23 protein-coding genes are annotated in these 23830 nt (G+C 66.3%); 13 read left to right on the top strand and 10 right to left on the bottom strand.

The annotated features are described in order from the left end of the window. Positions 1-2 precede the first annotated feature (2 nt). The 3 genes from NP80_RS10550 to NP80_RS29300 all read right to left on the bottom strand — a co-directional run bounded on the left by NP80_RS10550 (position 3) and on the right by NP80_RS29300 (position 1245). Entirely contained in the window at positions 3-560 is a 558-nt protein-coding gene (locus NP80_RS10550; RefSeq protein ID WP_006409299.1) for a DUF488 domain-containing protein, read from the bottom strand. Then, entirely contained in the window at positions 557-784 is a 228-nt protein-coding gene (locus NP80_RS10545; RefSeq protein ID WP_006396550.1) for a hypervirulence associated TUDOR domain-containing protein, read from the bottom strand. Before NP80_RS10545 ends, NP80_RS10550 begins: the two co-directional genes overlap by 4 nt. A gap of 161 nt (positions 785-945) precedes the next feature. Continuing rightward, positions 946-1245, bottom strand: coding sequence for a hypothetical protein (locus NP80_RS29300; protein ID WP_226823207.1), 300 nt, complete (start codon positions 1243-1245; stop codon positions 946-948). Between the two features lie 98 nt (positions 1246-1343). Here NP80_RS29300 and NP80_RS10540 point away from each other — a divergent pair, with 98 nt between their 5' ends. Beyond that, on the top strand, positions 1344-2672 hold the full coding sequence (locus NP80_RS10540; protein ID WP_035946084.1) for a right-handed parallel beta-helix repeat-containing protein: 1329 nt from the start codon (positions 1344-1346) through the stop codon (positions 2670-2672). A 66-nt stretch (positions 2673-2738) separates the two neighbouring features. On the opposite strand, the gene NP80_RS10535 is transcribed toward NP80_RS10540, so the two are convergent. Both NP80_RS10535 and NP80_RS10530 read right to left on the bottom strand, forming a co-directional pair. Further along, a complete protein-coding gene (locus NP80_RS10535) occupies positions 2739-3368 on the bottom strand; it encodes a response regulator (RefSeq protein ID WP_006406176.1) in 630 nt (209 codons plus the stop codon). Positions 3369-3696: 328 nt separating this feature from the next. Continuing rightward, positions 3697-5472 (bottom strand): hybrid sensor histidine kinase/response regulator, encoded by a 1776-nt coding sequence (locus NP80_RS10530; RefSeq protein ID WP_006409315.1) that lies wholly within the window; start codon positions 5470-5472, stop codon positions 3697-3699. A 562-nt stretch (positions 5473-6034) separates the two neighbouring features. Here NP80_RS10530 and NP80_RS29290 point away from each other — a divergent pair. Further along, positions 6035-6469, top strand: coding sequence for a hypothetical protein (locus NP80_RS29290; protein WP_226823209.1), 435 nt, complete (start codon positions 6035-6037; stop codon positions 6467-6469). Between the two features lie 65 nt (positions 6470-6534). On the opposite strand, the gene NP80_RS10520 is transcribed toward NP80_RS29290, so the two are convergent. Both NP80_RS10520 and NP80_RS10515 read right to left on the bottom strand, forming a co-directional pair. Then, complete coding sequence (locus NP80_RS10520) at positions 6535-7290, bottom strand: YoaK family protein (protein ID WP_006409294.1); 756 nt, start codon at positions 7288-7290, stop codon at positions 6535-6537. A 140-nt stretch (positions 7291-7430) separates the two neighbouring features. Continuing rightward, positions 7431-8144, bottom strand: coding sequence for an IclR family transcriptional regulator (locus tag NP80_RS10515; protein WP_006406181.1), 714 nt, complete (start codon positions 8142-8144; stop codon positions 7431-7433). Positions 8145-8309: 165 nt separating this feature from the next. Between NP80_RS10515 and NP80_RS10510 the strand changes: the two genes are divergently transcribed. The 10 genes from NP80_RS10510 to NP80_RS10465 all read left to right on the top strand — a co-directional run bounded on the left by NP80_RS10510 (position 8310) and on the right by NP80_RS10465 (position 19407). Next, positions 8310-9008, top strand: a complete 699-nt coding sequence (locus tag NP80_RS10510) for an RraA family protein (protein ID WP_006406182.1) — start codon at positions 8310-8312, stop codon at positions 9006-9008. Then, entirely contained in the window at positions 9008-9955 is a 948-nt protein-coding gene (locus tag NP80_RS10505) for an NAD(P)-dependent oxidoreductase (RefSeq protein ID WP_006409308.1), read from the top strand. Before NP80_RS10510 ends, NP80_RS10505 begins: the two co-directional genes overlap by 1 nt. A 22-nt stretch (positions 9956-9977) precedes the next feature. Next, positions 9978-10907 (top strand): SMP-30/gluconolactonase/LRE family protein, encoded by a 930-nt coding sequence (locus NP80_RS10500; protein ID WP_006409289.1) that lies wholly within the window; start codon positions 9978-9980, stop codon positions 10905-10907. An 87-nt stretch (positions 10908-10994) separates the two neighbouring features. Next, a complete protein-coding gene (locus NP80_RS10495; protein ID WP_006409303.1) occupies positions 10995-12374 on the top strand; it encodes an MFS transporter in 1380 nt (459 codons plus the stop codon). 43 nt (positions 12375-12417) lie between these two features. Next, positions 12418-13569 (top strand): porin, encoded by a 1152-nt coding sequence (locus NP80_RS10490; RefSeq protein ID WP_006409293.1) that lies wholly within the window; start codon positions 12418-12420, stop codon positions 13567-13569. A gap of 10 nt (positions 13570-13579) precedes the next feature. Continuing rightward, complete coding sequence (locus NP80_RS10485) at positions 13580-14626, top strand: amidohydrolase family protein (protein WP_006406187.1); 1047 nt, start codon at positions 13580-13582, stop codon at positions 14624-14626. Next, positions 14623-15903: an MFS transporter gene (locus NP80_RS10480; protein WP_006409296.1), complete on the top strand. Its 1281-nt coding sequence runs from the start codon at positions 14623-14625 to the stop codon at positions 15901-15903. The genes NP80_RS10485 and NP80_RS10480 overlap by 4 nt, the downstream gene beginning before the upstream one ends. Then, complete coding sequence (locus NP80_RS10475) at positions 15900-17138, top strand: MFS transporter (protein ID WP_035946080.1); 1239 nt, start codon at positions 15900-15902, stop codon at positions 17136-17138. Before NP80_RS10480 ends, NP80_RS10475 begins: the two co-directional genes overlap by 4 nt. 11 nt (positions 17139-17149) lie before the next feature. Next, positions 17150-18472, top strand: a complete 1323-nt coding sequence (locus NP80_RS10470) for an MFS transporter (protein WP_006406190.1) — start codon at positions 17150-17152, stop codon at positions 18470-18472. A 2-nt stretch (positions 18473-18474) separates the two neighbouring features. After that, positions 18475-19407: an amidohydrolase family protein gene (locus tag NP80_RS10465; protein ID WP_006409295.1), complete on the top strand. Its 933-nt coding sequence runs from the start codon at positions 18475-18477 to the stop codon at positions 19405-19407. 29 nt (positions 19408-19436) lie between these two features. Here NP80_RS10465 and NP80_RS10460 read toward each other — a convergent pair whose 3' ends face one another. The 3 genes from NP80_RS10460 to NP80_RS10450 form a co-directional block, all read right to left on the bottom strand. Further along, the gene (locus NP80_RS10460; protein WP_006409306.1) at positions 19437-20513 is read right to left on the bottom strand and encodes a porin; all 1077 of its coding nucleotides are present in this window, start codon (positions 20511-20513) and stop codon (positions 19437-19439) included. An 84-nt stretch (positions 20514-20597) separates the two neighbouring features. Continuing rightward, positions 20598-21536 (bottom strand): alpha/beta hydrolase, encoded by a 939-nt coding sequence (locus NP80_RS10455; protein ID WP_006409292.1) that lies wholly within the window; start codon positions 21534-21536, stop codon positions 20598-20600. A gap of 41 nt (positions 21537-21577) precedes the next feature. Further along, positions 21578-23014: an MFS transporter gene (locus tag NP80_RS10450; protein WP_226823211.1), complete on the bottom strand. Its 1437-nt coding sequence runs from the start codon at positions 23012-23014 to the stop codon at positions 21578-21580. 180 nt (positions 23015-23194) lie between these two features. On the opposite strand from NP80_RS10450, the gene NP80_RS10445 reads away from it, so the two are divergent. Further along, complete coding sequence (locus NP80_RS10445; protein ID WP_223852637.1) at positions 23195-23686, top strand: MarR family winged helix-turn-helix transcriptional regulator; 492 nt, start codon at positions 23195-23197, stop codon at positions 23684-23686. Positions 23687-23830: the final 144 nt, after the last annotated feature.

The raw sequence follows: 23830 nt of genomic DNA, 5'->3' as shown, positions 1-23830 counted from the left end.
CGTTACGCCTGCGACGACGCGGCGCCTTCGGTGCGCGGGTAGACGACCGTGCCGTCCGGCTGCACGTCGGCGCCCGCCGTGAGCCGCGCCGGCTCGATGCGGCCGCGCGCCATGATGTGCAGCACCGTCTCGCCGTGCGCGATCAGATAGTCGGACACGATGCGCCGGTGACAGCGCCACCACACGGCTTCGGAGCACATGATCGAGCAGCGTTGCCGCTGGCCGAGCGCGATCAGTTCGTCGAGGCCCGTGCGGAACGTGTCGGACAGCGCGTAATCCGCATAACGATGAAAGCTGGCGTTGGTCCAGAAGCCGTTGACGTCGCCCGGCACGTCGTGCGATTTGCCGCGCAGCCCACCGAGCGCGGCGATGTGCGCATACGCGATGCCGGCATCGGCGAGTGCGTCCGGCAGCGTGGCCTCGTTGAACTGCGGGTTCGCGCGCGAGCGCGTCATCTTGCGGACGTCGACGAGCAGCGCGACCTCCGCGTCGGCGAGCATCGCGATGAATTCGTCGAGCGGACGGTTCGAATGACCGATCGTGTAGTAGGGCAGTCTCACGTGTCGCCTTTGCCGGAAATGCGTTCGAGCACGCGGCCGCGATGCGCGGCGATATGGTCGGTTCGGTCGCTTCTGATCTCGTACTGCGGATCGTCGGGCGACGCGCGGTGGCGATGACCCTTGTAGTCGAAGTCTTCCGTATGGATCGCGACGATCGTGCCCGTCACATAGCCGGCTTCGGAATTCCACCGGACGTGATCGCCGATCCGGAATCGTGTCGTCATGACAGCGTCCTCCTTGCATCGATACGCGCTCGCGCGGCACGCGAGAGGCCGTCATTATCGGCTTGCGCCGCGTGCCGGAAAAGATACAGGCGCGCGCATGCTTGCGCACGTGCGCAATTGCCGTGCCGCGGTCTTACGACGTCGCGCGCCTTATGTCGCATTTACGCGCGATGCGCGCGAAATAGACTGATTGATGAGGGACGGAACGAATCGGCGAGTTTTGGGGGCAAGCCGATCATCCAGCCACGCTCGGGAACGCAGGGCCAATTGATCGGTTCGATCGCGGCACGCAGTGCCGGCGCCGCCGCGATCGAGCCGTCTTTACGGGGGACCACGCAACGTGCGCCGGCGGGCGAACGTGCGATCGCGTATCGGCCGCCGCGCGCGGCGATGCGCCATTTGCCGTTGTGCCGCCATCTCGGCGGAGCAAGCAAGGCTTGAAGTCCGGTCGTTCCGCGCATGTGCCATGCGCCGATCGGCCGTTTCGATGCGCGGACCACTCGCGGCCGTCTGCCGGCCGTCGTCGGCGGCCGCGCGAAAGAGACATGCGATGAAAAACATGTTGCACGCCCGCGGCCCCGCGCCGGCCGCGGTGCTCCTTTGCGCCGGCTGCTGGGCCGCATGGCCGGCCGTTGCCGAATCGCCCGCGTCCGGCTGGCCGACGCGGTTTGACGCCTGGCATACGCGCGTGTCGGACCGGTATGCGCGCGCGTCGCGTGCCGCCGGTGCGTTGCCGGTCGCGACCATTCAGCCGAGCGCGAACGGCGGCGATCAGGCCGATGCGCTGCAGGCCGCGTTCGACGCGCTGCAGCCGGGCCAGCGTCTCGTGCTCGCGCCCGGGCGCTACGAGGTCGGACGCTCGCTGACGGTCTCGAAAGCGGACGTCGTGATCTCCGGTTACGGCGCGACGCTCATCGCGACGACGGCGGGCGATCAGACGCTGACGATGAGCGGCAGCGGATCGACGCTCGTCGGCATCACGCTGATCGGCACCGGCACGACGCGGCTCGCGACGCGCGAGTCGACGAAGGTGCAGGTGACCGGCAGCGGCGTGCAGGTGCTCGGCGTGACGATACGCGGCGGCGCGAGTGCGGGGATCTTCGTGTACGGCGGTCGTCAGGTCGCGATCGTCGGCAATGCGGTAAGCGCGACGCTCGCCGACGGCATCCACGTGACGAACGGCTCGACCGACGTGCGCGTGCAGCGCAACACGGTGACGGGCACCGGCGACGATCTGATCGCGGTCGTCAGCTATGAAGCCGACGGCCGCCTCAGCGGCAACGTGCTGATCGACGGCAATTCGGTATCGGGCAATCCGTGGGGACGCGGCATCTCGGTCGTCGGCGGCCGCTCGGTGACGATCTCGAACAATACGGTGGTCGGCGTGCAGAAGGCGGCCGGGATTCTGGTCGCGCAGGAGGACAGCTGGCACACGTACGGCGTGACGGACGTGAGGATCGAGAACAACGTCGTCGATGCGATTCAGGACGGCACGAACGCGAACAACGGATTGCCGCCGACGCACCAGGCCGCGATCGAGCTCGATACGTGGTCGGGCTCCGTGTCGTATGGCGTCGTCAAGGGCAATCGCGTGTCGCGGTCCGGTTTTGCGGGCTTTCGTGCGTACGGGAACGTCTGCCAGTTCGCGGTGATCGACAACGCGTTCACGTCGATCGCCGATGCGCCGGTGTCGCTGCTGACGAACGCCTGCCCGGCGAGCGCGATCGTCGTGTACGGCAATACCTTGAGCGGCGTCGCACTGCCGCCCTCGATCGGCGCCTCGACGTCCGGCACGATTCCGGCCGGCGGCGCCGTGACGACCAGCCTGCCGACCGTGCGTACCGAGCTGATGCAGACGAGCGGCACGCGGATGCCGAAGCACCGCTGACGGCCGCGGCCCGCTGCCGGCAGCGATGCGCGCGGGGCATGCAATGCAGGTCATGCACGCACCGCGTCAGATCAGCCCGGCCTTCCTGCCGGCAGCGGCCGCCTGCGTGCGGTTCAGCACGTGCAGCGTCCGGAAGATCGCGGTGATATGCGCCTTCACGGTTTTTTCCGACAAGCCGAGCCGATCCGCGATCACCTTGTTCGGCACGCCTTCCGCGAGATAGCGAAGCACCTCGATCTGACGCGGCGTCAGCGGCGCGCCGGCGGCGTGGCGTGTCGGTTCGATCGCGTAGGCCGCGCCGTCGTCGAGCAGCAGCGGCGGCACGTAGCGCTCGCCGTTCAGCACCATCACGATGGCGGACAGCAGCGTATGCGCGCTCGCCGACTTCGGCACGTAGCCGAGCGCGCCGTGCGCGAACGCCGCGCGCACGTCGCGCGGATCCTCGGACGATGACAGCACGATGATCTGCAGCGCCGGGCGCGCACGCGCGAGCGCGGCAATCGCGTCGACGCCGCTCGTGCCGCGCATCTTGAGGTCGAGCACGATCGCGTCGATGTCCGCGTGCTGGTCGAGCATCTGCATCGCGTCGTCGGCGCTCGCGGCCTGGACGACCGCGAGCGCCGCATCGTTGCGACGCAGCAGCGCCTCGACGCCGTCGCGCAGCACCGGATGATCGTCGACGATCAGAATTTTCATGGCGTCTGGGTTCGCGGCAAGAACCGGTTGAGCGGATCGACCGATCTTACCGGCAGGTGTCCCGATGTTGGATGCGTCGGCCGATCGAAATGTTCGCGCGTTCAACGCCGCGTTGCGATTCGACCGGAAATCGTGCGAACTCGGTCGTCGCGGTGCGTAATGCAGGTGCAGTGCCTCCCATGCTCAAGGCTGTTCGCTTGTCGCCGGCCCGAGATCGATGCTGCTGCGCGTTTGCGGGAAGCGGGCGCGTCGCTTCCCGCGCCGGCGTCGATATATTTCTCGATGACATAAACGGGCGGGTTGCGGCACATCTGTGCGCGCCCGCGCGTCAGCCATCGACCGCTTCGACCGGTGCACCGGCCGCGACGAGTTGCGCGATGGCCGCGCGCAACTGCCCGTTCTCGATTGGGCGGTGCAGCAGCAGGCAGCCGTTTGCATCGGCGAGCGGCGCCGTATCGGATGCGTCGCCGATCAGCAGCGCCGGAATCGCGAGATTGTATTCGGCGCGCAGACGGTCGATCACGTCGATGCCGGTCTCCGTACCCTGCAGATGCAACGCGCTGACGAACACGCTCGGGCGTGTCGTGCACCGCGACAGCCGTTCGATCGCTTCGTCGGCCGAGCGTGCCGACAGCGTGTCGTAACCCCATCGCACGAGCCGTCGTGCGATCGCGTCGCGTACGGCGCGTGTGTCGTCGACGACGACCACGAACGCGGCGGCCCGCGCGGCGTGCCGGCCCACGCCGCCCGCGGTCCGCGCGCGCGGCACCGACACGACGAAACACGATCCGCGCCCCGGTTCCGACCACACCGACAACCGGCATCCGAGCAGCGCGACGAGGCGGCGCACGATCGCGAGCCCGAGCCCGAATCCGCCGTCGTGGTCCGACGCGGCGCCGTCGACGCGGTAATACTCGCGAAAGACGAGTTCGAGCTGATCGCGCGGGATGCCGCGGCCCGTATCGTGGATCTCGATCGCGATGCGCGCGCCGCGGTAGCGGCAGCCGACGACGATGCGCCCCGCGTCGGTATAGCGCACCGCATTGCCGACGAGATTGCGCACGACGCGCTCGATCAGCACCGGATCGGAGTCGACGATCGCGCGGCACGGCACGCGCGACAGACGCAGGCCCTTTGCGGCCGCATCGAGCAGATATTCGTTGCATACGCGACCGAGCACGGTGTCGATCGCGAACGGTCGCCGATGCACGTCGACGACGCCGGCATCGAGACGGGACACGTCAAGCAGTGCACCGAACAGCGTGTCGAGCGCGCGCGTCGACAGCTCGATCTGCTGCAGCAGCCGTTGACCGTCGGCCGGCATCGGTACGCCGCGCAGCGCGCCGACCAGCACGCCGAGCGCGTGCGACGGCTGGCGAAGATCGTGGCTCGCGGCGGCAAGCAGCCGCGACTTCGCGAGATTCGCGGCTTCCGCGCGCAGCTTCTGTCGACGCAGCTCGACCGCGCGCTGCACCGCGGCGTCGCGATCGCGCTGCAGCTCGGCGGCGCGCCGTTCGGCGTCCGACCGCAGCCGGCCGTGGCGCGCGATCGCGCGGTGCGCGAGCAGTGCGACGATGCCGGCGAGCGCGGCGATCGCGAGCAGCGTCGGCGCGAGCGCGCGTTGTGCGGCGTGTGTAGATAGCGCGGCGGCGACGACGCCCGGTACGGTCGCCGGCAGGACGAAGGCGAGCAGCGCGGGAGTCGACGGGCTGAAGTGCGGTGCGGCGGCCGTGACGACCGCGAGCGTCGCCATCGCGACGGCGACCTGCGCGTGCGCGTCGGCGACGGCGGCCGCGTGAAGGCCGGCCGATCCCCAGCCGATGCCGGCCGCGGCGCCGAACGCTACGCTCCACGCGATCGAAACGGTGCGATCGCCGGCGCGCATGGCCGAGCGCCGATCGCGGTGCGCGATGATCGCGAGACCGGCCGCGCTGCCCGCGACGTAAGACGCCCACACGGTGCCGACGGTCGCGTCGAGACTGCCGAGCCGATGCAGCGCGCTCGCGAGCGCGACGGCCAGCAGCGCGGTGGCGACGACACTCGCCGTGGCCGCGTCGTGCGCGACGTCGGTCGAGTCGATGGAAAAGAGGCGGTGCGGGCGCATGGGGCTGCGCGCGTTCGTCGCGCGCGGGCGAGGCGGGCGGCGAACGATGTGCGCGGACAGTCGATCCTTTAGACAGAATAGTCGCCGCCGAGCCGATTCGTATGAAATGCGGTGAACCTTCACGCGGGATTGTTGCGCACCATACGGAGTCCGGAACGATGAATGAAGCATCGATACGCAATCGGCGGTCGACGGCGCCGATTCACATCTACGCATTGAAAATCGCGGCACGGATAGGCGACGTTTGTCTGCGCGGATGCAATCAGCCCGTTTGCCCGGACGCCGATCGTTCTCCGATTTCAGTTCCTCGAGCCGGCGTGCGTCCACGACTCCAGGCCGCCGAACATGTTGCGCCAACGATACGAGCGTCGGAAAATTTTCCAGACAACGGGATGCGGAGCGGACTCCGTGTGATTCGCTCAAGCCGCTGCGGCAGCCCTGCCGACGTCACGTCGCTACGCATGACGACCATGCAGGAACCGAAGCTGCTGCAATGGCCGGCCACTGTCGCGGGCCAGCGAACCGCTAGCGCCCGTGTAGGGTGCAACGACCAGGAGGACACGTGAAACGCTTCAATCCGGCGCCAGGAAGGCGCATGGCATGCAGGCCGGCAGCGAGCGCCATAGCGAGCGTTGTCGTGCTGGCGTCCTTTATCGCTGTCGCGTCAGCCCACGCGGAGCCGGTCGTCACGGGGCCGCTGAACGTCGATGGATCGCTCGTCGTCCTCGGGCCGGTGACGGTCGACGGTTCGCTGACGGTGGCCGGCGACATCTCCGCTCACGGCCCGATCACGGCAGCCTCGATCGAACGGAATCCCGCCGACGGTCACGCCATACGCAAACGCGGTGGAAACAATACATTCCATGGCCCGCTTACGGTGCATGGGCCGCTGACCGTATACGGCGATCTGGAAGTGCGTGGCCCGATCGCCGTTGGCGGCTCGCTCCACGCGGCTGGGGCTGTCGACGCCGAGAGTCCGGTTACGCAGCGACGTTGAGTACATCGGTGGGAAAAGCGGTGACCGATCGTGTGGACCGCTGCGACCATGCCGGCCGGCGACGGCTACCGTTTCGGCCAACGGCGTCGGGCCAGCATATCGTCGAAGATCGGAACGACAGCGAGGGTGACGAGGACAATGGCCAGCGGAACGCTGGACATGAAGCCGACGTGGCGGAAGCCGACCGCGCCTGCGAGCCCGCCGACGAGGAACGACAGCAGCAGCGATCCAAGCAGAAGGAGTTTCTGCCGGTCTGCGCGGACGAGATCCCGGTGCGTTGTTCCAAGGTTCCAATAAAGGAGCTTGCCGAGTTCGATTCCGATATCCGTTACCAGGCCGGTGACATGCGTCGTACGTATCTCCGCCTTCGAGATTTTCGTGATCATCGCGTTTTGCAGGCCCATCACGTAACAAAGCAGGCAGACGGTTGCCGGTACGAACAGCACCTGGTGCGTCTCGAGCCCCGATCCTAGAAGGCTGAAGAGCAGAAGCAGCGTCGCCTCGAGAATCAACGGCATTGCGTACTGGCTGCTCAGATGCCGGCGGCGGCCCCAGTTGATCAGGATCGCCGACGTGGCGGCCCCGACGAGGAACGACAGCAACGAACTGAAGCCGGCCACGACGACGCCGATGTCGCCAAGCGCGAGGTTGTCGGCCATCGACGACACGATGCCGGACATGTGGGACGTGTACTGCCCGACAGCGAAGAATCCACCGGCGTTGGCCGCGCCCGCGACGAACGCCAGCGATCGGCCGAGACGGCGATTCGCGGCGTCGCTGCGTTCGGGGATAGTGAATGCGCGGAGATAATCGATGGGCACGGTTACCCTCAAAGTCGAGGAGTGAGCGGTCAGAGGTCGACGCCGACCGACTGATCGTAGCATGCACGTCTCTGCGACTGCGGGAGTCTGACCTGGCGGATCTGTGCGAGCGATGATCAGAGTCTGCTGCCGTCCGCCATTCAACGCTTTCCGTAGATGTTCTCGCAGAACGCGGCACTCGCGCCCAGCTTCCGTGACAGATCGGCGGCCGCCTCCAGTTGCGGTCGATCCAGTTCGCCCGACTCGTGCGCGACGCTGAGCCGAGATGCAGGACCGGAAAGCGTCAGCGCCGCCATGAACTTGTCGCCGGCGCCGAAGATCGGCACCGCGAACGCTGCCGTGTGCACATCGCGCGCGCCCGCGGTAAAGAGGGGCAGTGCAGGCGGCTTGTCGTAGATCGGTTCGCCGAGTCCCCAGAAGCGAATCACGTGGCTGATCGCCGTATCGTCGAGCGGCAGCGCCGTCCCCGCGAGCCGCGTTTCACGCAGTCCTTCGGACGGCTCGACGCGAAACAGGCAAAGCCGCTGCCCGTTGTCGTGCACGTAGTACGATGCGCTTTCTTTCGTCAGCGCGGCCAGCGCATGCAGCGCCGGTTCAACGACCGTGGACAGATGGAAGGACTGCTCGTACAGCTTCCCAAGGTACAGCACGCGATGTCCGAGCGAATAGTTGCCGGATTGCGCGCGCACGACATAGCCCATTCGCTCCAGCGAATTCATCAAGCGATAGACCGTCGTCTTGTGCATGCCGGACGCCTGCGACAGCATCGCGAGCGACTGCGATTCGGCGCCGGGCTTGAAGCAGTCCAGCAGCGAAAGCGCCTTTTCCACAGCCACCACCCCGTCATTTCCCATTCCCTTTCTCCCGTCGACATTCAGCCGGAATTGTACAGAGTAAAACGCTGATTTACCACGTAAAAGGGTAAACGCCAGTGCCGTGGTCGGCGCCAGATGGTTATAGTGATTTCACCACGTACACCAACGTTGTACACAGTACAACGCACAACTCGAGGTCGAATCATGAGCAAGCCATTCGTCAGCAGTTCTCCGATCAATCGCGACATCGAACGCGTCCCGCCCGAACTCGTTCAGGCTGCCGCGCGCTATCAAGCTGCGATCCTGGCCGACGTCGCGGGCCGACGCGGCACGGTGCATGGTCGCGTGCGGCCGTTGTCGCCGAAGATGAAGGTCGCTGGCCCCGCGATCACGGTGGAAGTCCGTGTGGGCGACAACCTGGCGATCCATGCGGCGCTCGCCGTCGCGAAGCCGGGCGACGTCGTCGTGGTCGACGGCAAGGGCGACATCTCGTGCGCGCTGCTCGGCGAAATCATGGCGACGCAGGCGAAGGCGACCGGCATCGCCGGCATCGTCATCGACGGCGCGGTGCGCGACGCACACGAACTGGCCAATGGCGACTATCCGATCTTCGCGGCCGGCCTCAATCCGTGCGGGCCGACCAAAAGCGTCGCAGGACGCGTGAATGCGCCGATCTCGCTGGGCGGCACGCCCGTCAATCCGGGCGACCTGGTGGTCGGCGATGCCGACGGCGTCGTCGTGATTGCGCGCGCCGACGTCGCGCGCATCGTCGATCTCGCGCAGAAAAAGCTCGACGTCGAAACCGCGCGTATCGCGGCGATCCACAAGGGCGACGTTCGTCCCGGATGGATCGAGAAAGAGCTGCGCGCAGCCGGCATGCTGGCCGAAGGCGAGGCACTGTGATGCAGACCGCTTCGCATAAGCCCGTGGTCCTCGTGACCGCCGCCGACCTTGCGCCGCAAGCGCTCGAGATGCTTGCGCCGTTCGACGTCGTGTTCGCCGGCAAGCAACCGACCGAAAGCGACATCGTGGCGCTGTGCACCCAGCACAAGCCGGTCGCGATCATCGTCCGGTACGGCAAGATCAACGCGCGCATCATGGACGCCGCCGAAAACCTGCAGGTGATTTCGAAGCACGGCAGCGGCATCGACGTGATCGATCAGGACGCTGCCGCCGCACGCGGCATCGCGGTGCGCGCCGCGGTCGGCGCGAATGCGGCCGCCGTCGCCGAGCACGCGTGGGCGCTGATGCTCGCGTGCGCGAAGTCGGTTCCGCAGCTCGACAGCCGCATGCGCGCAGGCCATTGGGACAAGGCGACGCACAAGTCCGTCGAGCTCGACGGACGCACGCTCGGCCTCGTCGGACTTGGCGCGATCGGCCGCCGCGTCGCCGCAATCGGCGCGGCGTTCGGCATGAAGGTTCTCGCATTCGATCCGTTCGCGAAGGAGGCGCCCGCCGGTGTGAAGCTCGTGCCGCTCGACACGCTGTACGCGGAGTCGGACGTCGTGTCGCTGCATTGTCCGCTGACGGCCGACAACCGCCGGATGCTCAACCGCGACGCGCTCGCGCGTTTCAAGCGTGGCGCGATTCTCGTCAATACCGCCCGTGGCGGCTTGATCGACGAAGCCGCGCTTGCCGACGCGCTCGCGAGCGGCCACTTGCGCGCGGCCGGGCTCGACAGCTTCGACGTCGAGCCGATGACGTCGCCGCACCCGTTCCAGCAGATCCCGAACGTGATTCTGTCTCCGCATGTCGGCGGCGTGAGCGACGCCGCGTACGTGAACATGGGGAAGGGCGCGGCCGCCAACGTGCTCGCGGTGCTGAACGAACGCGCGCACAGCGCGGCTTGAACTCCTGGACATCGAGGTACGCATGTTTTATCTGACGAGTCCCGACGTGCGCGAAGCTGAAGTATTCACGCGCATGCCGGAGAAGTTTCGCAAGCCGGACGTCCGCACCGAATGGGCGCGCGCGAACCGCGGCGGCATGGTCACGGATTCCTTTCTCGAAGGACCGGTCTGGGATCCGGACGGCTATCTGTTCGTCACCGACATTCCGCACGGGCGCATCTTCCGCATTTCGCCGTCGGGCGACTGGGATCTCGTCGTCGAATACGACGGCGAGCCCAACGGGATGAAGCGCTTCGACGCATCGCATCTGATCGTCACCGACTACCGGAACGGCCTGATGCTGGTCGATATCGAGCGCGGTGAAGTGCATCCGTACCTCGAGCGCCGCAACACCGAGCGCTTCAAGGGCGTGAACGACCTGACGTTCGACTCGGCCGGCAACCTCTATTTCACCGACCAGGGGCAGACGGGCCTGCACGATCCGACGGGACGCGTGTATCGGCTGTCGCCCGACGGCAAGCTCGACATGCTGCTCGGCACCTGCCCGAGCCCGAACGGGCTCGTCCTGTCGCGCGACGAGAACGTGCTGTTCGTCGCGATGACGCGCGGCAATGCCGTGTGGCGCATGCCGCTGCAGGCCGACGGCTCGGTCACCAAGGTCAGCCAGTTCTTCACGTCCTATGGACCGAGCGGCCCCGACGGCCTCACCGTCGATCTCGAAGGCCGCCTGTTCGTCGCGAACCCGGGGCTCGGCCGCGTATGGGTACTCAACCATTGCGCGGAGCCCGTCGAGATCCTGACCGGACCGAAAGGGGCGTCGCTCACGAGCGTGTGCTTCGGCGGGCCGGACATGAAGACGCTTTTCATCACCGAATCGACGTCCGGTTCCATCCTGAAGGCGGACATGAGCATTGCCGGCCCGCTGCCGAAACAGGCAGCGAAGAAGGACTGAGGCCCACGAGCCGGGAAGCCGCTCGTCGGCTTTCCGGCCCCTATACGGAAAAATCGCGCCGCCAGCCGCGCGAAGAAGGAGACAAGCATGACGATTTCGCATGCGCTGCGTGCCGGCGACGACGCACCGCGCGCCGACGCGCGATCCGCGCAGCACCTGGCCGACGACGATTACGCGGCCAGCGAGCGCACGCTCGCGAAGGCGTTCCGGCGCATTCTGCCGTTCATCTTCGTCTGCTACGTGATCAGTTATCTCGACAGAACCAACGTCGGTTTTGCCGCGCTGACGATGAACAAGGATCTCGGTCTGACGGCCGAGCAGTTCGGTGTCGGTGCCGGCCTGTTCTTCATCGGCTATTTCCTGTTCGAGATTCCGAGCAACCTGATCATGCAGAAGGTCGGCGCACGCGTGTGGATCGCGAGAATCATGATCACGTGGGGCCTGTTCTCGATGGCGACGGCGTTCGTCGTCGGACCGAGGAGCTTTGCGGCTGCGCGCTTTCTGCTCGGGCTCGCCGAGGCGGGCTTCACGCCGGGCATCTATCTGTATTTCACGCACTGGTTCCCCGGCAAGTGGCGCGCGAAGGTGACAGCCGCATTCCTCGTCGGCATTCCCGTCGCGAACATGATCGGCTCGCCGATTTCCGGCGCGCTGCTCGAACTCGGCGGCCTGCACGGACTGCGCAGCTGGCAGTGGCTGCTGCTGATCGAAGGTGTGCCTGCGGTGATGCTCGGCATCGCGTGCCTGTTCGTGCTGGCCGACCGTCCCGAGAAAGCTGCGTGGCTCAGCGACGAAGAGAAGGCATCGCTCGCGAAGCGCCTCGCTCTCGAGCAGCGTGACATCGGCGCGAAGCACGGCAGCAAACTGCGCGACGCGATGACGAACTGGCGCGTGTTCGTACTCGCGTTCATCAACTTCTGCGGGATCGTCGGCTCGCTCGGCGTCGGCCTGTGGATGCCGCAGATCATCAAGCAGTTCGGCGTCGATCACACGGTGGTCGGCTGGCTGACGGCCATTCCGTATGCAATCGGTGCCGTCGTGATGCTCTGGTGGGCGCGCATCGCCAATCGCGCGGCCAGTCGCGTTCCGTATGTCGCCGGCGCGCTGGCCGTCGCTGCCGTGGCGTTGTGCGCTAGCGCGTTCATTCATGCACCGGTGTTCAAGCTGTTCGCACTGTGCGTCACGGTGAGCGGGATCCTCGCGTTCCAGGCGACGTACTGGGCAATCCCGTCGGGATTCCTCACCGGCCGTGCCGCCGCGGGCGGGCTTGCGCTGATCGTGTCGGTCGGCAACCTCGGCGGCTTCGTCGGGCCGTCGATGATCGGCGCGCTCAAGCAATTCTCCGGCGGCTTCACCGTGCCGCTCTTCGCCGTGTCGGGTGTGCTGTTGCTCGGCGCACTGACGATTGCATGGCTCGGCGATCCGGGCTCGGGTGCCGGCGAAGCGCCCGCAGCCCGCAAGACGTGAATCTTGTTTCTCAGACCTACCCACAAAAAAGTTTGGAGACTCCATGTTGTCGAATCAGGCCAGCCAGAATGCCCGCCCGTCATCCCGCTTCGTGCTGGGCGCCGTCACCGTCGCGAGCGCGACCTTGTGGTGCGGCGCCGCGCATGCGCAAAGCAGCGTCACGCTGTACGGTATCGTCGACGTCGGGATCGAGCACATCAACAATACGAGTACGGGCGGCGCGCAGACGCGCGAAGCGTCGGGCAATCTGTCAGGCTCGCGCTGGGGATTGAAGGGCGTCGAAGATCTCGGCGGCGGCATGAAGGCGATTTTCCAGTTGGAAGACGGCTTCAACGTCAATGACGGCACGACCGCGCAGTCGACGAAAGGCCTCGGTCCGAACGCCGCCACGACGTCGCGGCTGTTCGGCCGGCAGGCATGGGTCGGACTGTCGTACCGAGGTCAGCAGCTGACGTTCGGCCGCCAGAACTCGCTCTTCTACGAGCAGGCCGTGGCGTTCGATCCGATGGGCGCGTCGTCGCGATACTCCGTGCTGTCGCTCGACTACGCAGCGGCCGCGCGTATCGATAACTCGGCGAAGTACACGGGCGTGTTCGGGCCGTTGACCGCGCAGGCGATGTACAGCACGCGCTACGACACCGGGTACGGCCCGGAGGTGCCGGGTGCACAGCTCACCGGCCGCTTCTTCAGCGGCGCATTGACTTTCGCACAAGGACCGTTCGCCGCCAGCCTGTCGTACGAGCAGCGCAACAGCAATACCGTTGCGACGAACACGGGCACCGAGCGTCGCGCAACGGCCGCCGCGTCGTACGCGATCGGCCCGGTGAGGGGCTTCGTCGGCTATCGCTATCTGCGTGCATCGAACGCGTTCCTGCCGGCGAACCCGATTCGCGTCGCGAACGGTGCCGAGGCCAGTGCGGCGAACCTGTACTGGGCCGGTGCGCAATACACGGTGTCGCCGGCGTTCGTCGTCACGGCAACGGCCTATTACCAGGACGTGCATTCGACGAGCGCCGATCCGTGGCTCGCCGTGCTCTGTGCCGACTATCTGCTGTCGAAGCGCACCGATATCTACGCGACGGCCGGTTTCGCGCGCAACAAGGGCGGCTCCGCGCTGGGCGTGAACGGCTACGGCACGGTCGCGCCCGATCGCAACCAGACGGGCGTGGTGATCGGCATGCGCCAGAAGTTCTGAGGCGAGTGCGATGCAGATTGTTCACGCGCCCCATCTTCCCGTCAGGCCCGAGTGGCTCGCATTGCGCGACGAGCCGGTGCTCGAACCCGCGCTTGCCATCGTCGACGCCCATCATCACCTGTGGGACCGCCAGACCGGACGCTATCTCGCTGACGAGTTCGGCGCCGACGTGCGCAGCGGGCACCGGATCGTGTCGACGGTCTACGTGCAGTGCCGCTCGATGTTGCGTGAAAGCGGGCCGGATGCGTTCAAGCCGGTTGGCGAAGTGCAGTTCGCGAGCGGCATCGCCGCGATGTTCGACAGCGGCGCATACGGCCCGACGCGATGCTGCGACGCCATCGTCGGCGGCGCCGATCTGTCGCTCGGCGCGGAACTCGGGGCGGTGCTCGACACGATGCTGGAGGTGTCCGGCGGGCGGCTGCGCGGGATCCGCAATCCGCTCGCCTGGCATGCGAGCCCGGACGTGCGATCGAGCCCGGTGACGCCGCCGCGCGACCGGATGTCGGATCCGGCTTTCCGGCAAGGCGTGAGGACGCTTGCTCGCTACCGCTTGTCGCTGGACGCGTGGGTCTATCACACGCAGCTCGACGAACTGTACGAACTCGCGCGTGCATGCGAGGACGTCGTCGTCGTCATCGACCATTTCGGCGGGCCGCTCGGCGTGGGCCCGCACGCCGGGCGGCACGCGGAAGTTCATGCGCAGTGGAAACGGCAACTCGCGCGTCTGGCCACGCTGCCGAACACGCGCATGAAGCTCGGCGGCGCGGGCATGACCGTGTTCGGTTTCGACTTCGCCGCGCGCGATCTGCCGCCGTCGTCGCAGGAACTCGCGTCGGCGTGGCAGCCGTATTTCGACACCTGCGTCGAATGCTTCGGCGTCGACCGCTGCATGTTCGAAAGCAACTTCCCCGTCGACAAGGGAATGTTCAGCTATCGCGTGCTGTGGAACGCCTTCAAACGACTCGCGTCCGCGATGTCGGCCGACGAAAAGGCCGCGCTGTTCAGCCGGACGGCCGCATCGACGTATCGCATCGCGATTCCCGGAGACAACCGATGAAGACGAATGCCACCGTGGCGACGCAGGACACCGAGTCCGCAGCCGCCGAACAAAGATTGACGCGCGTGACCGGTATCGAATGGCGTTCGCTGGCGCTCGCGGGGCTCGGCTGGACATTCGAGAGCTACGACTCGTTCCTGCTGTCGCTGCTGCTGCCGACGCTCGCGCTGCAGTTCGGGCTGAGCAAGGCGCAGCTGGGGATGTTCACGAGCGTGACGGCGGCCGGACAAATTGCCGGCGGCATTCTGTTCGGCTTCGTATCGGACCGGATCGGGCGCGTGCGCACCGCGCTGCTCTGCGTCGGCATCTACTCGCTGTTCTCCGGCCTGATCGCGTGTGCGCCCGACGCGCACTGGTTTGCCGCGCTGCGCTTTTTCGGCGCGCTCGGCATGGGCGGCACCTGGACCGCCGGCGCCGCGCTGATCGCGGAGACCTGGCATCCGAGCCGGCGCGGCAAGGGCGGCGCGCTGATGCAGATGGGCCTGCCGATCGGCGCGATCCTCGCGATCGCGATCTCTGGCATCGTCGGTGCCGCGCATGGCGGACTGGCCGGCGACAGCTGGCGTGTGCTGTTCCTGATCGGCGCATCGCCGTTCTTCATTCTGTTCTGGGTCGCGCGCAAGACGCCGGAATCGCCGATCTGGCTCGAACGCAGGCACGCGAAGGCGCAGGCTCGCCCGCTCGACAAGGCAAGTCGCGAGAAGCTGAACGTGCGCGGGCTGCTCACCGCGTTCTGCTTCATCTTCTTTCTGCAGTACCTCTACTGGGGCGTATTCACGTGGACGCCGACGTTCCTCGTCACGGTGAAGCACCTCGACTTCGTGCATAGCCTGACGTTCGTGCTGGCGCTGCAGTTCGGCGCGATCGCCGGGTTCCTGCTGTTCTCGGCATGGGTCGACCGGCTCGGCCGGCGGCCGATGTTCCTGGCCTACCTGCTGGTCGGTGCGCTGGCCGTCGGCGTGTACATCGTGTCGGCGAATCCGTTGCTGCTGATGACCGCGATCTTTCTGACCGGCTTCAGCGTGAACGGCATCTTCGCAGGCGCCGGTCCGTTCCTCGCGGAGATCATCGGCAACACGGCATCGCGCGGGTTCTTCATGGGCCTCGCATACAACGGCGGGCGGCTCGGCGGCTTCGTCGCGCCGTTGATCATCGGTGCGCTGGCGTCGACGTCGGGCGGTTTTGCGCTCGGGCTCGCGACGACGATCGTCGCGTTCATCGCCGCGGCCGCGGTCGTGCTGTTCGCGCCCGAAACGCGCGGCAAGGCGCTGTCATGAACGTGGCAACGCAAGCAGGGTGGGTGAACAGGCTGTTTCCGGCGCTGTCGGAGGCATCGCTGCGGCGCTACCTGAGCGGACAGGTCGCGTCGGTGCTCGGCAGCTGGACGCAGAACGTGACGCTCAATCTGCTGATCTATCACCTGTCCGGCTCGGCGGCGATTCTCGCGCTGCTCAACTTTCTGCTGTACGGGCCGCAGCTGATCGTCGCGCCGGTGGCGGGCTCGCGGATCGGCTCGGGCAATGCGCGCCGCGTGACGCTATGCGTGCTGATGACGTCGCTGCTGCTGACGGGCAGCCTGTTCACGTTGTCGCTGCTCGGCCTGCTCGGCGTGAAGCTGATCCTCGCGCATGCGCTCGCGATCGGCGTGTCGAGTGCGGTGGAAACGCCCGCGCGGCAGGTGCTGCTGCTGACGAGCCTGCAGGATGCGACACACACGTCCAACGCGGTCGCGATGAACACGATGGTCTACAACGTCGGCCGCATGGTGGGCCCGACCATTGCCGGATTCGTCTATCCGACGCTGGGGCCCAGGACGTCGTTTGCGATCTATGCGCTCGCGCTGTGCTTCATGGCGACATGCGTGCGGTCGATCCGCACCGCATCGGCGGGCCGCCCGACGCGCGCGGAGAGCGGCCTGCGCGACGCGGTCGGCTACGTGCTGTCCGATCCGTTCTCGGCCCGCTATCTGCCGATTCTCGCGTGCATCGGCCTGTTCGCCGGCAGCTACCAGACGCTCGTGCCGCTGCTCGCGGACCAGGGCTTTCACGACGCGGCGCGCTTTACCGGCGTGTTCTTCGCGTGCGCCGGCGCCGGCTCCCTGAGCGCGGCGGTCCTGCTGTCGTCGGCGTTCGGGCCGCGCGCGTCGTACCGGTTCATCGCGTATGCGCCGTGGACGGCAGTCGGCGCGCTGGCCGTGCTGGCCGCGACGACCGATGCGGCGAGCTCGATCCCCGCTTTCTATGCGCTCGGCTTCAGCCTCACGTTCGCGGCCACGTCGACGAACGCGACGATTCAGCGCCAGTGTCCGGACCACGTCCGCGGTGGACTCGTCGGGATGTACGGGATGGCCTACAACGGCACGATGCCGTTCGGTTATCTGCTGGTCGGAAGCGCGTCCGAGGCGCTCGGCGTGCGACACACCTTCGCGGCCATGGCCGCGGTGCTCGCGTGCGGCGTCATTGCGGTCATCGCATGGCAACGGTTCACAGGAACGCGCTCAGGCGCACAATAAACGGAGACAACATGCAAACGGGTTTCATGGAAGCGTCCGCGATCGAGCGTCGGACCATGCGAAAGGTCGTCTGGCGGCTCATTCCCTTTTTGATGATCTGCTACCTGCTTGCCTTTATCGACCGGGGCAACGTGGGGATGGCGTCGCTGCAGATGAACCACGACCTCGGGATGTCGGCGACGGTGTTCGGCTTCGGCAGCAGCCTGTTCTTCATTTCGTACTTCTTTTTCGAAGTACCGAGCAATCTCGCGCTGCAGAAGTACGGCGCGCGGATCTGGATTGCGCGGATCATGATCACGTGGGGCATCGTGTCGGCGGCGACCGCGCTCGTGCATAACGCGACGACGTTCTACGTGCTGCGCTTCCTGCTGGGCGCGGCCGAGGCCGGCTTCTTCCCCGGCGTGCTGCTTTATTTGTCGTACTGGATTCCATCGCAGTATCGTGCACGGATCGTCGCGACGTTCATGGTCGCGATTCCGGCCGCGAGCTTCATCGGCTCGCCGATCTCCGCGCTGCTGTTGCAGATGGACGGCGTGTGGGGCCTGCGTGGATGGCACTGGCTGTTCATCCTCGAAGGCATTCCGACCGTGCTGCTCGGCATCGCGTGCCTCTCCATGCTGACGAACAAGCCGGACGATGCGAAGTGGCTCGCCGTCGACGAGCGCGCGTGGCTATCGAGCGCACTTGCCGCCGGCCACAAAACGCATAAGAAGGTGCCGTCGCTGCCGCTCACGCAACTGTTCCGCAACCGCTACGTGCTGTGCCTCGCGCTCGTCGATACGTGCGCGTCCGCGGCAGGCAGCACGCTGTCCGTATGGCAGCCGCAGCTGCTGAAGTCGTTCGGCCTGACCGTGATGGAGACCGGCTTGCTGAATTCGGTGCCGTACGCGTTGGCGTCGGTCCTGATGGTCTACTGGGGCCGGCACTCGGACCGCGTCGGCGAACGGCGCTGGCACACGGTCGTACCGATGCTGCTGATCGGCGTAGGCCTGTTCGCGACGTCGCTGAGCGGATCGCTGCTGCCGACGATCTGCATGCTCTGCGCGGTGCTGGTCGGCGCGTATTCGTTCAAGGGTCCGTTCTGGGCGCTCGCGACCGACATGCTGTCCAACAGCACCGTGGCGGCGGGGCTCGCGACGGTCAACGCGATCGCGAACCTGCTCGGCGGCGGGCTGATGGTGAACGTGTACGGGTGGGTGAAGGCCGCGACGGGCAGCTACGCGCTCGCGTTGATGCCGCTTGCGATCCTCACGCTCGTGAGCGTCGCGACGCTGCTGCTGCTCACGCGCAATCATACGGGCGGAAAGCTGCTCGCCACGACGGAGACCCTCTGATCATGGCGCGGATAGCGAGGCGCGGTTTCCTGCGGATCGCTGGCGCGACGCTGGCTTCGGCTGCATTGCCGAGGCGCGCCGCTGCCGACGAAACAGGGTCGGGCGGCATCGAGCGGCCGGCGTTCCGGTTGCCCGAAGGGGCGATCGATTGTCATATGCACATCTACGACGATCGATTCCCGGTCGCGCCCGGCACGACGCTGCGGCCGCCGAATGCGACCGTCGCGCAATACCGGCGCCTGCAGACGCGTATCGGTGTGAAGCGCAACGTGGTCGTGACGCCGTCGACGTACGGGACGGACAATCGCTGCACGCTGGCGGCGATCGCGCAGTTCGGCGCCGACGCGCGCGGTGTCGCCGTCGTCGACAGCACCGTGACCGACGATGCATTGCGGACGCTCGATCGCGGCGGCATCCGTGCGATCCGGTTCAACCTGAGCTATCCGGGCGCGACGACGCTCGACATGCTCGCGCCGCTCGCCGCGCGTATCGCGAACCTCGGATGGCATATCGAGCTGGTGGTTCAGGGCGCGCGGCTGCCGGAGCTGGAGCGGCATCTCGCGGTGCTGCCTTGTCCGCTCGTGATCGACCATATCGCGCATGTGCCGCAGCCGGGCGGGCTGGCGTCGGCCGCGTTCCGTACTGCGCAACGTCTGGTGGATAAGGGCAATACGTGGATCACGTTGTCAGGGCCCTACGTGGACAGCAAGACGGGCGCACCTGCGTACGACGACGTCGCCCCGGTCGCGAAGGCGCTGATCGACATGGCGCCGGAGCGCATGCTTTGGGGCACCGACTGGCCGCACCCGACGCAGAAAACGGACAAGCCTGACGACGCGAGCATGCTGGACGTGATCGCGGGCTGGATCGGGCGTCCGGACTGGCAGCAACGGATATTCGTCACCAACCCTGCGGCGCTGTACGGATTTGCGTAGCGCGGGCAGGACGTCGACAGAGGAGCGACTCAGAACTTCGACCGCAATCCGACGCGCAGCGCGATTTGGTTCCGGCTCGTCGAATAGCCGACGTTGGTCGCGGGATTGACGATCAGGAAAATCCCGGCAGGCTGTTGGGGCGAATTGCTATGGGCGACGTTCACGCTGGCATAGAGATCGGTGCGCTTCGACAGGAAGTAGTGAATCGCCGTGCTGAGCTGACTGACCTGCCCGTCCGGATAGTGGTTGTAGATGTAGCTGATGCCGGCGAACGTATCGACGGCGAACGACGTATCGATGCCCGCCTCGACGACGCTTGCCACAATCGACGGTGCGCCGCTTCCGCGCTGAATCCGGTTGTTCGTGTAGTTGCCGAAGACCGTGACGGGACCGACGCGATAGCGTGCGCCGATCCCCACGTTGCGCACCGCTGTACCGAGCAGCGCCGCTTCGGCGACCGACGCGCCCGTGCCGTTCGCGTTCGTATACGCCAACCCGATCGCGAAAGGGCCGTCGTTGTCGTACGCGAAACCGAAGCTGCTGAAACGCGGTGCGCCTGTCGTGCCGCCGAACGAGCCGGCGACGTTGCTGAAGCCGTACATCGCCCCGACGCTGGCACCCCGGAATTTTGGCGAAGCATATTTGACGGCGTTGTTCACCTGTTCGCCCGCAAGCCGGTCGACGTCGAGCCCATGTGCGGCGTAGACGCCGCCGAAGCGCGCGATCGCCGTATTGAACACGAGGTTGTCGACCATGAAGTCATACTGGCGGCCCAGCGTCAGCGTGCCGAAGCGGCCGGCCAGGCCGACCATGGCGGTACGGCCGAACATCGCGCCACCCTGGCCCAATGCGCCGTTCCCGAGGGTGAAGCCGTTCTCCAGCGTGAAGACCGCCTTCGTTCCGCCGCCCAGATCCTCCGCGCCCTGCAATCCCCAGCGATTCGCCTGTGCGATACCGGTGTCTTCCAGTATTGCCGAATGACCGCGCTGATTGCTGACCCACGTGATACCGGCATCGACGATGCCGTACAGCGTCAACGTGCTTTGCGCATGGACGAGCGAAACCGATGCCGTTGCGAGCGCGACGCTCGCCAGCGTTCTTTTCATGGTGTCTCCAACCAGTCAGGGTTGTGGTTCTACGCGATGCGCGGCTGCTGCCGATATGGGCATGAGATGAGATGTGCGTCTGGCTTAACGCCGTGTAAGCCGCGTGACGCACCACGCCGCCACGTGCTGCATCGCACTGCGCGCGAGCGGCGTATCGAACTTCGTGAAGCCATGCGGCATCGCTTCGTAAAGATTCAAGGCGACGGTCGCACCGGCACGCGCGGCATGATCGGCGAAGCGCTCGACGTCGCTCAACATCACCTCGTTGGCGCCGACACACAGCAATACGTTTGCCGTTGCGTCGTACGGCGTGAACAGCGGTGCCGCGAGCGGATCGGCGGTCGAGCCGGCGTCGATATACAGCTCGATCATGCGGGCCCCCATCTCGCGCGTGGCGATGTCGCGCGCGGCGTTGACATACCACGACACGCTGTCCATGCGCAGATCCGCCATCGGACAAATGCCCACGATGCCGGCCGGCGCCGGGCACCTGTTGCGCCGAAGCCATTCCGGCAGCGTCAATGCGAGACAGCCGCCCGACGATTCGCCGACGACGACGAGCGACTGCGCGTCGTAGCCCTGATCGACCAGGCTGCGATAGACGGCGAGCATGTCGTTGCCTGCTGCGGGAAAGCGATGCTCGGGCGCCTGTCGATAGCCGATCGCCAGTACCGGCCGCCGCGTCAGTACCGCGAGCTCGATTGCGCTGCGGCGGCCAAGTGCGAGACTGCCTCGGACGAAGCCGCCGCCATGCAGAAACACGACGAGTTCGGATGACTCGCGATCCGCCACTCCGGCCGCGATGCGTTCGCACGGTACGCCTGCGATGTCGCACGGCGCGATGTCCAGGCCGGGCGCGTCGATCGAATAGGCATGCGTCGCGAGGATCGACGACGTCGCTGCGCGCATGGCGTCGGCCGATCGGGGCCCGGCGTACACGGTCGAGAAAACGCGATCGCCGAGCAGCGTGTCGACGAAACGGCGGTCGTCGTCGCCCGCGGCGAAGTATCGTATGGTCATCATCTGAATCGTCCTGAAGGCGTGGAATGGCGTGGGAGATGCGCTTATCGAATCTGTCGGGCAAGCGCTCGTCGCATTGCGATGAAGGCACCGGATGCGCTGACGACGACGACGATCGCAAGCGCCACGGCGAGCGCATGCCCGTCCATGCGGCCGCCTGCAATGTGGTCGCTGATTGCGCCGACAGCGAGCGGCCCGACTCCCGTGCCGACCACGTTGACGCCAAAGATGAAGCAGCCGATTACGCGCCCGCGCATCCGGTTCGGCACGCCCACTTGCAGCGGGATAGGCATCAACGACGTCGTCATGCTGATCAGGAACACCATCGCACCGTAACCGGCGAGCGAAACGGCGAACCGCGGAACCAGTGCGAGTACGATCGCCGCCGGAATCAGCAATGCGGTGACGCCGCTTGTGACGCGCATGACGCGAGCAACGATCTGGCTGTCGGCGACTCGCCCGACGAAGCACTGGCCCGACAGCGATCCCGCCAGTCCGCAGACGAGGAACATCGTGCCGAGCATCGGACCGAGCGACGCACCGGGACCGAAGCCGTTGCGGACAGCGAAGGTCGGATACCAGGTCAGCACCGAGAAGAACGCAGCGAGAATGCACGCATACGCGCAGAAATAGCCGCGCAGATGCGGCGCATCTTGGGCCACGAACCGCGACACGTCGCCGAGGCTGACTCGCGCTTCGGGCAGCCGCATATCGTTGACGCGGCTCGGCTCGCGCACTCCCGCCAGTATCAGTAGCGCGAGTATCAGCCCTGGCACGCCGACGACGGTGAATACCGCCTGCCACGGCTGCAGATGACCGAGCCACGGCAGATCGAGCCCGCCCGTGCGGCTGAAGTACCCAAGCAGGACGCCACCGGCCATCAACGATGCGCTGCCGCCGATGTACGGCGCGGCCGTGTAAATCGCCGTCGCGCGCGGCAACTGGCGCGGCGGAAACTGGTCCGCAAAGATCGACAACGCCGCAGGCGAGCAGCCGGCTTCGGAGAGCGCAGTGACCGAGCGCACGGCGAGCAGCTGCACATAACTTCCCGCAAGTCCGGACGACGCGGTCGCGACGCTCCATAGCGCAATACAGCCGGCAGCGACCCGTACGCGGTTGCAGTGGTCGACAAGCCAGCCAAGCGGTATGCCGCCGATCGCAAAGCAGAGCGCGAACGCCAGGCCTTGCAGCAGCCCCACCTGGGTGTCCGACAGGCCGAGACTCTGACGTACCGGGTCGATCAACAGCGTGAGAATCTGGCGGTCGAGATAGGCGAGCGCGAATGCCGCCGAAAACAGCGCGACCGCGATCCAGCGGCGCAGCCCGGCGGACGCGCGCTCCGGCGCGCGCGCGTCGAAGCAAGGATCGGCGAGCGCAGCTTTGCGCGGAGAGTGGGATGGAGCAGGCATGACGTCTCCTGTTGCGGCGACGTCGTTCCAGGCGCCGCCATTTAGTTTCGTATGTAACGAGTATCGTGTCACGTGAAACTAAATGCAATGGCGCCCGGCTAGTGGTTTACGCGTGTCGCGCGCGTTGGGGCGCGGCATGGAGCGCACCGAGGCGCCGCTATACTGTCGTCAAACCGACCGATGCGGGCAAAACAGGAGCAAGCTTTGAAGACGCGCGTGCACAGCGAGGAAACGCATAAAGCGGAGACACTGATGAAACGGCTGGTGGCGGACGGGCAGCGCCCGGCCGTCAGCGCGTTTCCGCCCGACACCTATCGTTACGAACTCTCGCAGGTGCAGATTCTTTCGACGTTGCTCGGGCGCATCTATTCGAAACAGATGCTGCCGCTGCACGATTTGCCGCTGCTCGAATGGCGACTGCTGGAGGCGATCGGCGGCGCGCCCGGCATTACCGCGGCCGAGTTTGCGCAGTATTGGGTCTATGACAAGGTCGCCGTGAGCCGTGCATTGCGCACGCTGAAGACGCGCGGTTTCGTCGAATCGGCGCCTCATCCGACCGATGGCCGGCGTATCGAACTGCGTCTGACCGCTGCGGGACAGGCTGCGTATGAATCGCAGCTCGACGCGAAACATCGGCAGCTCGAAGCGCTCTCGTCGGTGCTCACGGACCAGGAGATGAGCGAATTTACGGCGCTCGCGCGCAAGCTGATCGATCACTTCAGACGCGTGGACGAGATGCTTTGACAGCCGGCGGGCGCTGCTGTTGTCCGATGCGGCAACGTTTGGCCGATGACCTACAGGCAAACTCGATCGCGTAAGAACGCGTCGATTTGAGCCGGCGAAGATTCGCGATCCCGGTGGCGCGCGTCCACCATGTCCGCATCGACG

It is taken from the genome of Burkholderia multivorans ATCC BAA-247, assembly GCF_000959525.1.
Taxonomy (GTDB): domain Bacteria; phylum Pseudomonadota; class Gammaproteobacteria; order Burkholderiales; family Burkholderiaceae; genus Burkholderia; species Burkholderia multivorans.
The sequence above is the reverse complement of the archived record's forward strand: the minus strand, read 5'-3'. Positions and strand labels throughout refer to the sequence as shown.